Source organism: Rhizobium sp. 05N49 (genome assembly GCF_056396805.1).
The window spans coordinates 124,207-137,591 of record NZ_JBFTME010000014.1 but is presented as its reverse complement, the minus strand read 5'-3'; the positions used below and the strand labels follow the sequence as shown (position 1 = coordinate 137,591).

Genomic DNA, 13,385 nt, shown 5'->3' with positions numbered 1-13,385 from the left:
CGGCCGAAAACCTCGCAGCCCATCGATCTGATCCGGCTATTGCCCGCCGGCCGATACGGCCAGGAACACCGCCTTCTGTGCCTCGAAGGCGCGCTTGAATGCGGGCCGCGCCTGTCCGCGTGCGATATAGGCGCAGAGGTTGGGATATTCACCCAGCAGCGCCGATCCCTCCAGCCGCAGCAGCACAGAGATCATCTGCAGGTCGCCGGCGCTGAAATTTCCGTCGAGCCAGTCCGCATCGCCGAGCCGGGCGGAGAGTTCGCCGAGCCGCTTGCGGATGCGTCTTTCGACATGGGCCTGCCGCTCCGGGTACCAGCTCTCCTTGCCCTCTTCAAATCTGGCGGTCTCGCGGTCGACGATGACGGGTTCCATCGTGGAGATTGCGGCGAAGATCCAGGTGATGCCGCGCGCCCGGGCGTTGGCATCATCGGGCAGCAGGCCGCCATGATTGAGGGCGATATGCAGGATGATCGCGCCGGATTCGAAGAGCGCGAGATCGCCTTCCTCATAGGTCGGGATCTGCCCGAAGGGCTGAAGCGCAAGATGGGCGTGCTCCTTCATCGTCTTGAAGGAGACGAGGCGGACATCATAGGGCTGGCCTGCTTCCTCCAGCGCCCAGCGCACGCGCATATCGCGCGCAAGGCCCTTGCCGCGATCGGGCGAGCGTTCGAAGGCGGTAATGGTGATCGTCATTTCTGTCCTCCGTGATCTGTCCGTCTGGAAGACGGGCAGGCGGGCCTGAATCCGACAGCGGGACGATGGAAATGATCCCGGCGCGGGCCAAGCGGAGCCGGCCTTGCGCCATCACCCGCCCGTGGAAGGATAGCGTGCCGGTCACAAAGAAACGAGGCTTGGCAGGGGTGGATTCACTTTCGTCGGCGGTCTGCTTTGATCTCTGTCAAGGACTGCCGGGCGGGCCTGCGATACACCTTCTCATGTACCCGATTCCTGGACGTGCAGCGCCTGCGATGGCGCGACAGGAGATGGTGATTGGCCTGACACGCCTAAAGTGTCATAATGGTTGCGTCGGCAACTCTGGGGAGGCGTTGTGGCTCAAATCACGGATTCTGTCGCAGAGTTCAAGAGGAAGCGCAGGCGGGAGCTTTTGACCTTCGCCGTGCTCGCTTTCGGGATTTGGCCCGTGGTCGCCGTCGGCGTCGTCGGCGGTTACGGCTTCATGGTCTGGATGTACCAGATCGTCTACGGGCCGCCGGGGCCGCATGAGGTCAAGGCCGCACCTCCCGGCTCGGCAGAGTGAGGATCTCCAATGGTTCTCTCGACACGCACGCGACGCGGTTTTCTGACCGGCAGGTCATCGGCAGATCCGGCGACGAATTTTCCTCCCGGGGGGATACTTCCCCCCGGAGCGACCGAAACATCCGTTCGGAGCTGTTCGGGCTGCGGCGCATGCGTCGATGCCTGTCCCACCAAGATCATTTCGATCCGTTCGGGCGTTCCGACCGTGGACTTCAGGCTCGGCGAATGCACCTTCTGCGGCCAGTGCGCGGAACGATGTCCCGAGAGCGTCTTTCCGGCCGGTCCCGCCAGCAGCTTTGCCCATCATGCTGTTATCGATGACGGGTGCCTCGCCAACAATTACGTCGACTGTCAGGCCTGCCGCGACAGCTGTCCTGAAGGCGCCATCCGGTTCTGGCCGCGGCTCGGCGGGCCGTTCGTTCCCGAGCTCGATGCGCATGCCTGTACGGGATGCGGCGCCTGCATTTCGGTCTGTCCGGCCGATGCAATCGCGATGAAACCCCGCCATCGGGAGGCAACCCATGTCTGACAGCCGCCATCACGTCTCCAGCGCCGTCGTCGTCACCCGCCCGGAACTGACCGGAGATGTCGCGGCGCGTCTGGCGGAAATCGAAGGGGTGGAGGTTCACGCGACGGGACCGGGCAAGATCGTCGTCGTGATCGAGGGGCCGCATTCCGGGGTGCTCGGGGAGAGGCTCATCGGCATTTCGGGGATGGACGGCGTGCTCGCCGCCCACATGGTTTTTGAACAGGCATTGGAAATGAAGGAGACAAACGATGACGACCGAACTCACGCGGCGTGATCTCCTGAAGGCGCAGGCGGCGGCGATCGCCGCGACGGCTGCCGGCATCGCCGCGCCAGCTGCGGCGCAATCGGTGCCCGGCGGGGTGGCGGCGCTGGAGATCAAATGGTCGAAGGCGCCGTGCCGCTTCTGCGGCACCGGCTGCGGCGTCATGGTCGGCGTGAAGGAGAACCAGGTCGTTGCGACCCATGGCGACATGGAGGCGGAGGTCAATCGCGGCCTCAACTGCGTCAAGGGCTACTTCCTCTCCAAAATCATGTACGGCAAGGACCGGCTGACGAGCCCGCTGCTGCGCAAGCGGGACGGGGTCTATGCCAAGGACGGCGAGTTCGAACCCGTCACCTGGGAGGAAGCCTTCGACGTGATGGCGGCGCAGGCCAAGCGCGTGCTCAAGGAAAAAGGGCCGACGGCGCTCGGCATGTTCGGCTCCGGCCAGTGGACCATCTTCGAAGGATACGCGGCGACAAAGCTGATGCGGGCGGGCTTCCGCTCCAACAATCTCGATCCCAATGCGCGGCACTGCATGGCTTCCGCGGCGGTCGCCTTCATGCGCACCTTCGGCATGGACGAGCCGATGGGATGCTACGACGATTTCGAAAACGCCGATGCCTTCGTGCTCTGGGGTTCGAACATGGCCGAGATGCATCCGATCCTCTGGACGCGGGTGGCCGACAGGCGGCTCGGGCACGAGCATGTGAAGGTCGCGGTGYTTTCCACCTTCACGCATCGCAGCATGGACCTTGCCGACATACCGCTGATCTTCAAGCCGGGTTCGGACCTCGCGATCCTCAACTACATCGCCAACCACATCATCCAGACCGGCCGGGTCAACCAGGATTTCGTCGACAAGCATACGAAGTTCATGAAGGGCACGACCGATATCGGCTACGGCCTGCGCCCCGACAACCCGCTGGAATTGAAGGCCAAGGGTGTCGCCGACGCCGCCAAGATGGATCCGATCGACTTCGAGGCCTTCAAGGCGATGGTCTCGGAATACACGCTCGAAAAGGCGGTCGAGCTTTCGGGCGTCGACAGCGCCTTCCTGGAGCAGCTCGCGGAACTCTATGCCGATCCCAAGACCAAGGTCATGTCGCTCTGGACCATGGGCTTCAACCAGCATGTGCGCGGCGTCTGGGCCAACCAGATGGTCTATAACCTGCATCTGCTCACGGGAAAGATTTCCGAGCCGGGCAACAGCCCGTTCTCGCTGACGGGACAGCCGTCTGCCTGCGGTACGGCCCGCGAGGTCGGCACCTTCGCCCACCGCCTGCCGGCCGACATGGTCGTCACCAATCCCGAGCATCGCAAGCATGCCGAGGAAATCTGGAAGGTGCCGCAGGGGCTGCTGCCGGACAAGCCCGGTTATCACGCCGTCGAGCAGGACCGAATGCTGCATGACGGGAAGCTGAATTTCTACTGGGTGCAGGTCAACAACAACGTCCAGGCCGCGCCGAACACCAGCAACGAGACCTACAAGGGATATCGCAACCCGGACAATTTCATCGTCGTCTCGGACGCCTATCCGACAGTGACAGCCATGAGCGCCGATTTGATTCTGCCGGCGGCCATGTGGGTGGAGAAGGAGGGCGCCTACGGCAATGCCGAACGGCGCACGCATGTCTGGCACCAGCTGGTCAATGCGCCGGGCGATGCCCGCTCGGACCTCTGGCAATTGGTGGAATTCTCCAAGCGCTTCACCACCGACGAGGTCTGGCCCGCCGACATCCTCGACAAGAACCCGGACTACAAGGGCAAGACGCTCTACCAGGTGCTCTACCAGAACGGAAATGTGGACGAATTCCCCCTGACGGACGTCTCGCCAGACTATGAGAACCGCGAGGCCAAGGCCTTCGGCTTCTACATCCAGAAGGGGCTGTTCGAGGAATATGCCCATTTCGGCCGCGGGCACGGGCATGATCTGGCACCCTACGACATGTACCATCAGGTGCGCGGCATGCGCTGGCCCGTCGTCGACGGCAAGGAGACGCGGTGGCGATACCGCGAAGGCTACGACCCCTACGTCAAGCCGGGCGAGGGGCTGAAATTCTACGGGCAGAAGGACGGCCGCGCGGTCATCCTGGCGGTGCCTTATGAGCCGCCCGCCGAGTCGCCCGATGACGAGTTCAATTTCTGGCTCGTGACGGGCCGTGTCCTCGAACATTGGCATTCCGGCTCGATGACGATGCGTGTTCCCGAGCTCTACCGGGCCTTTCCCGGTGCGCGCTGTTTCATGAACGGCGACGACGCCAGGAAGTTGGGCTTCAACCAGGGCGCGGAGGTTCGCATCCAGTCACGGCGCGGCGAGATCATCAGCCGCGTGGAAATCCGCGGGCGCAACCGCATGCCGCATGGCGTGATCTTCGTGCCGTGGTTCGACGCCAGCCAGCTGATCAACAAGGTCACGCTCGACGCCACCGACCCCATCTCCAAGCAGACGGATTTCAAAAAATGCGCAGTCAAGCTTCTTCCGGTCGCCTAATCTCCAGGCGCGCTCGGGCGATCGCGGCCGTCGCCCTTCTCCTGCTCACCGGCACCGTCACGCTCGCGCAGATGGTGCCCTCGTTGTCCGGCAACGAGAATCCGATGGAGAGCAAGGAGGCGAAGCCGGTTCCCAAATGGGTGATCGATGACCTGAGGAAGATGCGGAACTATCCGGACCAGCCTCCGATCATCCCGCATTCGATCGAGGGCTACCAGCTGACGGTGAACGCCAATCGCTGTCTTTCCTGCCATCGGCGCGAGCTGACGGAAGGCTCCGGCGCGCCGATGATCAGCGTCACCCATTACATGACCCGCGAAGGGCAGATGCTCGCCGATGTCTCGCCGCGGCGATATTTCTGCACCGCCTGCCACGTGCCGCAGGCGGATGCAAAGCCGCTGGTGCCGAACACCTTCAAGGATATGAGCGAGCTGGGCTTCAAGCCTGCGGGAAGCGAGCAATGATCGGGAGGATCAAAACGATAGTCCTGTGGTGCTGGCGCCTGTTGCGCTCGCCGGCAACGACACTCAGCCTGGCATTCCTGACGCTCGGCGGCTTTGTCGGCGGGGTCATGTTCTGGGGTGCCTTCAATACTGCGCTCGAAGTGACCAATACCGAGGCCTTCTGCACCGGCTGCCATGAAATGAAAACGAACGTCTATGAGGAGCTGAGCCGCACCGTTCACTTCTCGAACCGCTCGGGCGTTCGCGCCACGTGCCCGGACTGCCATGTGCCGCACCAGTGGACCGACAAGATCGCGCGCAAGATGCAGGCGTCGAAGGAAGTCTGGGGCAAGATATTCGGGACGATCAACACGCGCGAAAAATTCCTCGACAAGCGGCTGGAACTCGCCGAGCACGAATGGGCGCGGCTGAAGGCCAATGACAGCCTGGAATGCCGGAACTGCCACTCGATGGGCGCCATGGACCTGACGAAACAGACCGTGCGCGCCGCCGAGATCCACACGCGATACCTGCTGCCGGGCAAGGCGACCTGCATCGATTGCCACAAGGGCATCGCGCATGAGCTTCCGAACATGGAAGGCGTCGATCCGGGCTGGAAGGTTCCGGCGGAGCTGATGGGCAGGAATGCCGATCCCGGTTGGCATGAGCGGGCCAAGCTCGCGGCCTATCTCGGCACGGCCGATGCGGTGGCCATCGACAACTGACGGCTGCCTCGGCTCTGCCTGGTGTCGCAAGTAGGGCAGGGCATGCGTGTGAAGGTCCGCAGCTCCAAGCCTCTGAAAGCGGCAGGCTTTCCGGGGCTTGGAACGTTTGCCGGGGCATCCGCGTTTTCGCCGTCATGATGTACGTGCAGCCCGTTCCTTCGCCGCTTGTCTCCCCGCGGGTCGGCAAGATCGTTCAGACCGGCCGCGAGCAGATCCATATGCTCGAAAGCGGCAGCGCGGGTGCGGATCCCGTCGTGCTGCTGCACGGTTGCGGCAGTATTGCCGAGGAGGTGATGATGCCGTTTTCGGGCAGCGGCCTCCACATTATCGCGCCCGACAGGCCGGGTTATGGTTTCAGCGCGGCACTGCCTGCCGGCGAGCGCGGGCCGCTTGGCCAGTCCTTCTGGCTGGAGCGTTTGCTGGAGGCGCTGGCGTTTGAGCGTGTGGTGCTCGCTGCCCACTCGATCGGCTGCGCGGCAGCCCTGCATCTGGCCGCCCGCCGGCCGGATCTGCTGAAAGGCCTGTTTCTCATCTCGCCCTGCTGCCGGCCAGTTCCCTTCAAGCCGCTGATCGTGCTGCGCAGCGCCGTCGCTCCCTTCGTCGGCCCCGTCATCCGCCAACATGTGATTGCCCGCTGGTCGTCCTACTTCCTCGAGCGCGGCCTGCGCACCTCGTCCCATCCCAATCCCGTCGCCGCAGGGCTTTTCGCGCTGCCGGCCATGCATGTGGTCAATGCCGCCTCGATCGCCACCATGGCCGAGGAACTCTGGGCCTTCAACGGCGACATGCAGCCGCTTCGGAGCCTGCCGGCGGATCTGCCGGTTTCCGTTCTCTTCGGCCGTGAAGACCGGATCATCGGACCGCGCTGGCATCTCGACTGGCTTCACGAAAGGCATCCGGCTGCCCGGGTCGAACTGCTGGATGGCATCGGCCACATGCCGCACCATGTCGCCTCCGATCTGGCGGTGACGATGCTCTGTGATCTCGCAGGCAAGACGCCGGGCGATCTTGCGGACAAAACTTCGGGCGAAACCGGTGAGGCGAGCCAGTCCACAATCGCGGTCGCCTAAGGGCGTCGCGCAAAAAAAAGCCCGCCTGGCTAAGGCGAGCCGAAAGTTGCTGCCCTTGTCGGGCATGGGGAAGTCAAGCGGTGGTAAGGGCCTCGCTGGATCGGGCCTCCGGAACTGTGGGCCGCGGAGCGGCGTTTTCGCCGGCGCGGCGGGCCAGCTGCCGGCTGGCGGTATCGAGCAGGGTTGCGAAGGCGGCAAGGCTGATCCTGTCGGCGCGCAGCATCTGGCGGATCAGCGGATCCCTCAGCATATCCGATGCGGTCATCTCATTCATAGCTGGTCCTCCTTGTCCGAACCTATGGTAGGCGTTGTTTGTAAAGAATACATGTCAAGGTGGTGACAAAAGCAAGGCGGAGGCGACGAACATTCGAAGGCGGTCGTGGTCATCGTCATCGCTGTTCTCCTTGACCTCCCTGGCAAGATGACGCGCGAGCAGGCGCGAATTCGACATCCGGTGCCAATTTTCGCCATCGGTCATGCTGCAGAATGGGCGTCAGTGCCGGGCGCCAAGCCGGCTCGCGGTGCCTACGGCTCTGGCCGGATGGGCGTTTTGACGGTGGCTAGCCTGTCGCGGTATAGAAGGCGGGTCTTCCGAAAATCCCTTCGGGGTTTTCGTTCCGCCGGCAAGGCCGCGGCCGCCATCTGCCGTCGGCCTCGCACAATTTGCAACCGAGGAGACGGGCATGAGCAGGTTGAACAGCAGTGCGTTTGCCTTGTCAGGTGCGGTGCTTTTGATGAGCCTTGCGCCGGCATTTGCCGAGGACAAGGCGGCGGTAATCTATCGCTGCGATGACGGCGAAGGCGCCACCGCAAGCTTCGTGACCGAGCCGAGCGCGGTGCTGCTGACCACGGGCGGGAAGAGCTTCCGTCTGCCGCAGGGCATGTCCGGTTCCGGCGCGCGTTACACCGACGGCACCGTGCTGTTCTGGATCAAGGGCAACGATGCGCAGCTGGAGGCGCCCGGGCGATCCACCAGCTGCCACGTGCAGTAAGCCGGCGCCTTCGGGCCGGTTGCGTCGAGGGGCCTGATTTCGCGACAAGCGGAACTTTTGCGGCTGCGCATTGTTCGTTTCGTGGCGCCTCAATCAGGAGAACAATCATGAAGCCTTTTCTCATCGCCGGTCTTGCCATGCTCATCGCATCGCCCGTGCTTGCGCAGACAGCCGCAGAGAAAACCGGTGTCAATTCCGCCCTCGGGGTTGCACCGAAGACAGAGGATTTCGTTGCGGAGGCGGCGACATCGGACATGTTCGAGATCGATTCCAGCAAGCTTGCCATCGCGCGTTCGGACGCTGCGACCAAGGCTTTCGCAGAACAGATGGTGAAGGACCATCAGAAGACGTCGCAGGAGCTGAAGGCGCTGGTCTCCGGCGGCAAGGTGCAGGCGAAGATCCCGCAGACGATGACATCGGCCCAGAAGGAGATGCTCGACAAGCTCAGCAGCCTGCAGGGCGAGGATTTCACCAAGCAGTACCATGCCGACCAGGAGGAGGCGCATGAGGATGCCGTCGATCTCTTCAAGCGCTACGGCGATGAAGGCGACAATCCGGACCTGAAGGCCTGGGCCGCGAAGACCCGGCCGGCGCTCGAGCATCACCTGCAGATGGCTAAGGACCTGAACAAGTAGGCCATTCGGTCGCCGGCAGCGCGCTGCGGTGCTTTTCAGGTCAGGCACCCGGGCATCGCAGCCAACCGCACGGCATCAAAACGCGCTCTTCAGCGCCTCCATCACCACTCTCACGGCCGGCACGTCCCTGATTTCGGCGTGGACCACCAGCCAGATCTCCCGCGTCAGAGCGTTTTCGTCGCCGATGCGCCGAAGGCCATCCGCATCCGTGACAGCGAAATCCGGCAGCAGCACCACGCCGCCGCCGAGCCTTGCGGCGGCGGCCTGAAATTCCAGCACCGAAGAGCGGATTGCGATCGGACGGCCGGCGGCGAGCTCGGTCAGGCGCAATTGCTGCGGCGAGGCGTTCATGCCCTCGTCATAGCCGATGAAGGTCCATTGCGCTTCCGGCACGCTGTCGAGATAGGTCTTCGCTGCATAGAGGTGGAAGGCCATGTTGCCGAGCCTGGTGATGGCATAATCGCCATCTTCGGGGCGTGACATGCGCACGGCAATATCGGCCTCGCGGCGGTTCAGCGAGGCGAGGCGTTTTTCGCCGACAAGCGTGATCTCGACACCCGGATGCTCGCGCCTGATGGCGGCGACAGGTTTTGCCAGCAGCACGCTCGAGAGCGCCGGCGGGGCGCTGATCCGCACATGGCCGCGCGTCTCCGTGGCGCTTGCGCGGCCGAGCTGCTCGATGACAGCCATCTGCTGGGCGACGAGGGCCGCATGCCCGGCAACCTGCTCGCCATCGCCGGTCAGGATGATGCGCCGACCGCGGCGGTCGACGAGCTTGCGGCCGAGATTCTTCTCGAGCGCGGCAATGCGCCGGCTGATCGTCGCGTGCTCGACGCCGATCTGCCTTGCCGCGCCGAGAAAGGTTCCCGCCTGCGCCAGCGCCAGGAAATGCCTGAGGTCGTCCCAGTCTATATGTGTGAATTCCTTCCCAGTCATTGTGCGACGATAGGGAATTTTCACACACAGGGCTAGCGGCTAGTTTGCCCCCATCCGCAAACCCCATGAAGGAGAATGACCGATGCCCGACCAGATCGTTCTGCTCGACGCCCCCGGCGATGTCACCCGGTTCCGGCTGCAGGACCAGCCGCCACAAGGCCCCGGCGCCGGCGAGATCAGGATCCGCCATCAGGCCGTCGGCACCAATTTTCTCGACGTCTATCACCGCAAGGGGATCTATGCGCTGCCTTCCTATCCCGCCGTCATCGGCGTGGAGGCGGCCGGCGTGGTCGAGGAGATCGGCCCCGATGTCTCCGGCTTCCGGCCGGGTCAACGCGTCGCCTATGCCGGCCCGCCCGCCGGCGCCTATGCCTCCACCCGCATCATCGCGGCCGAAAGGGTGATGGCGCTTCCCGACGCGGTCTCCGCAAAGGTCGCCGCAAGCTCGCTGCTCAAGGGCATGACGGCCTATATGCTGCTGAGGAAGGTCACCGGTGTCGGGCAGGGCAGTACCGTGCTCATCCATGCCGCTGCCGGCGGGCTCGGCAGCATCCTGGTGCGGTGGGCGAAATCGCTCGGCGCCACCGTCATCGGCACCGTCAGTTCGCCGGAAAAGGCGGCTCTTGCCGCCTCCTACGGCGCCGATCACCTGATCGTCGGGCGAGGAGCCGATATCGTGGCAGAGGTCAAGCGGCTGACCGGCGGGAACGGCGTCGATGCTGCCTATGACGGCATCGGCGGCGACATGCTGCTGCAGACCATCCGCGCCGTGCGCCCCTTCGGCACCGCCGTTACCATCGGACAGGCCGCAGGTCCCATACCGCCCGTTGCGGTCGAGGAGCTGCGGCCCGGCAAATCGCTCTCGCATCCGAGCATCATGGCCTGGTGCGCCGATCCCGGCCGATATCGCGAGGCTGCGGAAGCTGCGATCGCCGCCATGGGACGGGGCATCGTCTGCGAGATATCAGCCGAATATGCGCTGGCGGAGGTGGCCCGCGCGCATGAGGAGATGGAAAGCGGGCGGTCGGCCGGGAGTATTCTTCTGCTGCCGTGATCGGGCTGGGGCAGGAGGCTGCCGCGGCTGATGGCGCTGTTTTGAGCTGACGAAAACCCCACCCCGACCCCTCCCGACAAGGAGGAGGGGCTTAACGTGCGGCAGCTGCTTCTCCACGCAACGTTGCGGAAGAGGCGAGGCGGTACGCCCGGGCTTAGCCCCTCCCACCTGTGGGGAGGGGTTTTTCATGGACACCTGCCGCACCGCGCCTTGCGCGCCGCCGATCCATAGGCTATATACTGAACCACATGGTTCAGTATTCACAAACCCGTCTCGATACCTCGTTTGCCGCGCTGTCGGACGCCACAAGGCGCGGCATTCTGGAGCAGCTCGGGCGTGCAGACGCGTCGATCACGGATCTTGCCGAGACGTTCCGCATGACGCTGACCGGCATGAAGAAGCATGTCGGCGTGCTGGAGCGGGCGGGGCTCGTCATCACACAGAAGGTCGGGCGCGTGCGCACCTGCAAGCTCGGTGTGCGCCGTCTGGAGGAAGAGGCGGCATGGCTCGAGAGCTACCGCCAGCTCTGGGACGCACGCTTCGATGCATTGGACAAGCTTGTCGAGGAACTGAAACAGAAGGAGAAGGACGATGGAGAGTAAGCCTACCCCCATGAAGAACCCCACGACGGTGGAACGGACGTCCGAGCGTGAACTCGTCGTGCGGCGAACCTTCAACGGCCCGGCACATATCGTGTTTCAAGCGTGGACCAAGCCCGAGCTGTTCATGCGGTGGTGGGCGCCGAAGTCGATGGGCGTGCCCATGCTTTCCTGCGAGATGGATGTGCGCGTCGGAGGCGGCTACCGTGTTGCGTTTGGCCACGATGCCGCGAGCGCGATGGAATTCTTCGGCAAATATCTAGAYGTGATACCGAACGCGCGCCTGGTCTGGACGAATGAGGAAAGCGATGACGCTGCCGTGACCACGGTGACCTTCGAGGAAAAAGACGGCAAGACGCTGCTGGTCCTGCACGAAGTCTATCCCTCGAAGGAAGCCTTCGAGGCCAATTCCGGGGCGGAGGGCGGGTTGCCCGAACAGTTCGAACAGCTGGACGAGCTGCTCCTTACCCTCGGTGCGGAAGGGGCGTAAATCGCCGGTGTCGCAGACCGGCCGCCTGGCGCGGCCGGTCCCGGTGCCGCAAGGCGCGGCCATGCCGGCAAGGCGGGCTAGAGGCGGCTTGCGAAATTTCCCAGGAGCGCCAGACCTTCCGGCCACTCGCCGAGTTCGCTTTGGCCGTTGATATGGCCCGCCGCTCCGATGACCTTCAGTTCGCTTCCCCATTGCGCTGCCCGCCTCTCGGCATAGGGCAGCGAGCCATAGGGATCATCGGTGCTTGCCACGATGAGGGACGGAAATCGAAACCGCTTGCCGGGTAAGTCCGCAAAGCCTGCCGCCTGTGACGGAAAGGCCGGAGAGGCCGGATCCGGCACGGCCACCAGCATTGCGCCCTTTACCGCAAGATCGGACACGTCATGCCAATGTGCGACGAGCAGGCAGGCGAGGCTGTGAGCCACGAGAACGGGTGGCGTTGGCGCCGCACGCACGGCTTCTTCCAGCGCCGCAATCCAGTCGGAAAGATCCGGCTCGTCCCAGCTCGCAGGGTGGAAGCGGCGGATGGAGGGATCGGTATTCTCCCAATGGCTCTGCCAATGGGTCTTTCCGGAATTGCCGATGCCCGGCAGATGGATGATTGCGGTCATGTTTCGCCTCTCGTGGTTATCGCGCAAACATGACCGTTTACTCGGATTGGATAAATTGGCATTCATCGGAAAAACCCGCGTCAAACCGATGGATTCAAAGTCGATGGCGAAATATTTCGATAGTCGTGCCGAGCTCGATCCAACCGATATTGCCATGATCGAAATTCTGCAGGGCGACGGGCGCATCAGCGTTTCCGAACTTGGAAGAAAAGTCGGCCTCTCGCAGCCGGCAACATCGGAGCGCCTGAAGCGGCTTGAAGAACGCGGCATCATCAGCGGCTACAGGGCTGTCGTCGATCCGGCTTCGGTCGGGCTTGGAATGATGGCGATCATTCGCCTGCGCACCACGCACGAACACATCAAGACCTGCCTGAAGCAGTTTTCCGAAATGCCCGAGGTCATAGAGGTTCTCAGGCTGACGGGCGAGGACTGCTTCCATCTGAAGGTTATCGTGCCGTCGCCGGCCGAGCTCGAAGGCATCGTCGATGCCGTTGCCCGCTATGGCTCGGTCAACACTGCGATCGTGTTACGCAGCGAGCCTCCCAAACGGATCGGGCGCGAGCTCATCATGAAGGGCTGATTTCGCGATCATCGCGACAGGGGTGCCATGGGATTTTCTCCCTGGCTCAAACAGCGGCGTCGTATCGCAGCGCGATACGACCAACTCGCCGTTCGTCTCTTTGTTCTCATCACGCTCGAAAGCATGATGATCCGGCTTGCATGACGAATGCGTCACGACAGCCTAGTTGGATCGTACCGTCTTGCTCGCGATCAGCATCACAAGCTCTTCGGAGGCATCGGCAAGGGCCAGTGCCAATTCGGCTGCCGACCATCCGTGTTTCTGCAGATTGCCGAGCATTGCCATCATTGCGATTTCGACTTCCTTGCGGCAGTTCGAAGTCACTTTCAATTCGACGTAGTTCTGGTTTTCCGTAGTGATCATCTTAGCCTCCGTTTGCCCATGACCGGGCAGCTCGCGTCAGAATTCTCAAGGTTCGATAGAATGGGGTTGCGCGTCAGCATCAGGCTCATACGCATAGACTCAAGCGCCTGAACTTGCGCGCAACCCCTCACTTCGCCTCACATGGCCTTGCCAGCGATCGCCTCGATCCTCCCCCAGTCGAGTTATCAAGGAAGACTCCGTAGCCGGTTATAAGTATTCTTTTTGACGGCTGCGGGTTGTGTGACGAAGAGTTTCCGCAACGGCCGAAGCCTATGCAGAACGCGCACGAATATTTCCCGGGCAGTTCATGACTGCCTCTTCATATCCTTGTGTTTTTACTTGGGTTCT

At 63.1% G+C, this 13,385-nt stretch carries 18 protein-coding genes; 13 read left to right on the top strand and 5 right to left on the bottom strand.

Annotated elements, in window-relative coordinates; translation table 11 throughout:
• Window positions 1–36: 36 nt before the first annotated feature.
• Window positions 37–693 carry a glutathione S-transferase family protein gene (locus AC1DF8_RS25325; RefSeq protein ID WP_478155483.1) on the bottom strand — a complete coding sequence of 219 codons (657 nt, stop codon included), beginning with the start codon at window positions 691–693 and terminating at the stop codon, window positions 37–39.
• A 355-nt stretch (window positions 694–1,048) separates the two neighbouring features.
• On the opposite strand from AC1DF8_RS25325, the gene napE reads away from it, so the two are divergent.
• The 7 genes from napE to AC1DF8_RS25290 all read left to right on the top strand — a co-directional run bounded on the left by napE (window position 1,049) and on the right by AC1DF8_RS25290 (window position 6,777).
• On the top strand, window positions 1,049–1,258 hold the full coding sequence (napE, locus tag AC1DF8_RS25320) for a periplasmic nitrate reductase, NapE protein (RefSeq protein ID WP_112546552.1): 210 nt from the start codon (window positions 1,049–1,051) through the stop codon (window positions 1,256–1,258).
• A gap of 9 nt (window positions 1,259–1,267) precedes the next feature.
• Window positions 1,268–1,786: a ferredoxin-type protein NapF gene (gene napF, locus AC1DF8_RS25315; RefSeq protein ID WP_478155482.1), complete on the top strand. Its 519-nt coding sequence runs from the start codon at window positions 1,268–1,270 to the stop codon at window positions 1,784–1,786.
• A complete protein-coding gene (locus tag AC1DF8_RS25310) occupies window positions 1,779–2,060 on the top strand; it encodes a chaperone NapD (protein ID WP_478155481.1) in 282 nt (93 codons plus the stop codon). The genes napF and AC1DF8_RS25310 overlap by 8 nt, the downstream gene beginning before the upstream one ends.
• Complete coding sequence (gene napA / locus AC1DF8_RS25305) at window positions 2,035–4,539, top strand: periplasmic nitrate reductase subunit alpha (protein WP_478155480.1); 2,505 nt, start codon at window positions 2,035–2,037, stop codon at window positions 4,537–4,539. Before AC1DF8_RS25310 ends, napA begins: the two co-directional genes overlap by 26 nt.
• On the top strand, window positions 4,509–5,003 hold the full coding sequence (locus AC1DF8_RS25300) for a nitrate reductase cytochrome c-type subunit (protein WP_183846332.1): 495 nt from the start codon (window positions 4,509–4,511) through the stop codon (window positions 5,001–5,003). The genes napA and AC1DF8_RS25300 overlap by 31 nt, the downstream gene beginning before the upstream one ends.
• Complete coding sequence (locus AC1DF8_RS25295; protein WP_112546556.1) at window positions 5,000–5,707, top strand: NapC/NirT family cytochrome c; 708 nt, start codon at window positions 5,000–5,002, stop codon at window positions 5,705–5,707. The genes AC1DF8_RS25300 and AC1DF8_RS25295 overlap by 4 nt, the downstream gene beginning before the upstream one ends.
• 134 nt (window positions 5,708–5,841) lie before the next feature.
• Window positions 5,842–6,777, top strand: coding sequence for an alpha/beta fold hydrolase (locus AC1DF8_RS25290; protein WP_478155479.1), 936 nt, complete (start codon window positions 5,842–5,844; stop codon window positions 6,775–6,777).
• A gap of 73 nt (window positions 6,778–6,850) precedes the next feature.
• On the opposite strand, the gene AC1DF8_RS25285 is transcribed toward AC1DF8_RS25290, so the two are convergent.
• A complete protein-coding gene (locus AC1DF8_RS25285) occupies window positions 6,851–7,051 on the bottom strand; it encodes a hypothetical protein (RefSeq protein WP_478155478.1) in 201 nt (66 codons plus the stop codon).
• A gap of 409 nt (window positions 7,052–7,460) precedes the next feature.
• Between AC1DF8_RS25285 and AC1DF8_RS25280 the strand changes: the two genes are divergently transcribed.
• The gene (locus AC1DF8_RS25280; protein ID WP_478155477.1) at window positions 7,461–7,769 is read left to right on the top strand and encodes an MliC family protein; all 309 of its coding nucleotides are present in this window, start codon (window positions 7,461–7,463) and stop codon (window positions 7,767–7,769) included.
• 107 nt (window positions 7,770–7,876) lie between these two features.
• Window positions 7,877–8,404, top strand: a complete 528-nt coding sequence (locus AC1DF8_RS25275; RefSeq protein ID WP_112971880.1) for a DUF4142 domain-containing protein — start codon at window positions 7,877–7,879, stop codon at window positions 8,402–8,404.
• Window positions 8,405–8,479: 75 nt separating this feature from the next.
• Here the strand turns inward: AC1DF8_RS25275 and AC1DF8_RS25270 are convergent, their stop codons facing one another.
• Entirely contained in the window at window positions 8,480–9,340 is an 861-nt protein-coding gene (locus tag AC1DF8_RS25270) for a LysR family transcriptional regulator (RefSeq protein ID WP_478155476.1), read from the bottom strand.
• 82 nt (window positions 9,341–9,422) lie between these two features.
• On the opposite strand from AC1DF8_RS25270, the gene AC1DF8_RS25265 reads away from it, so the two are divergent.
• The 3 genes from AC1DF8_RS25265 (at window position 9,423) to AC1DF8_RS25255 (ending at window position 11,483) form a co-directional block, all read left to right on the top strand.
• Window positions 9,423–10,394 carry a quinone oxidoreductase family protein gene (locus AC1DF8_RS25265; RefSeq protein WP_478155475.1) on the top strand — a complete coding sequence of 324 codons (972 nt, stop codon included), beginning with the start codon at window positions 9,423–9,425 and terminating at the stop codon, window positions 10,392–10,394.
• A gap of 248 nt (window positions 10,395–10,642) precedes the next feature.
• Window positions 10,643–10,996, top strand: coding sequence for an ArsR/SmtB family transcription factor (locus tag AC1DF8_RS25260; protein ID WP_112971883.1), 354 nt, complete (start codon window positions 10,643–10,645; stop codon window positions 10,994–10,996).
• Entirely contained in the window at window positions 10,986–11,483 is a 498-nt protein-coding gene (locus AC1DF8_RS25255) for an SRPBCC family protein (RefSeq protein WP_478155474.1), read from the top strand. Before AC1DF8_RS25260 ends, AC1DF8_RS25255 begins: the two co-directional genes overlap by 11 nt.
• 77 nt (window positions 11,484–11,560) lie before the next feature.
• Here the strand turns inward: AC1DF8_RS25255 and AC1DF8_RS25250 are convergent, their stop codons facing one another.
• The gene (locus AC1DF8_RS25250) at window positions 11,561–12,094 is read right to left on the bottom strand and encodes an RBBP9/YdeN family alpha/beta hydrolase (protein ID WP_478155473.1); all 534 of its coding nucleotides are present in this window, start codon (window positions 12,092–12,094) and stop codon (window positions 11,561–11,563) included.
• A 103-nt stretch (window positions 12,095–12,197) separates the two neighbouring features.
• Between AC1DF8_RS25250 and AC1DF8_RS25245 the strand changes: the two genes are divergently transcribed.
• Window positions 12,198–12,674 (top strand): Lrp/AsnC family transcriptional regulator, encoded by a 477-nt coding sequence (locus AC1DF8_RS25245; RefSeq protein WP_113016143.1) that lies wholly within the window; start codon window positions 12,198–12,200, stop codon window positions 12,672–12,674.
• Between the two features lie 162 nt (window positions 12,675–12,836).
• Here the strand turns inward: AC1DF8_RS25245 and AC1DF8_RS25240 are convergent, their stop codons facing one another.
• Window positions 12,837–13,037: a hypothetical protein gene (locus AC1DF8_RS25240; RefSeq protein ID WP_112546565.1), complete on the bottom strand. Its 201-nt coding sequence runs from the start codon at window positions 13,035–13,037 to the stop codon at window positions 12,837–12,839.
• Window positions 13,038–13,385: the final 348 nt, after the last annotated feature.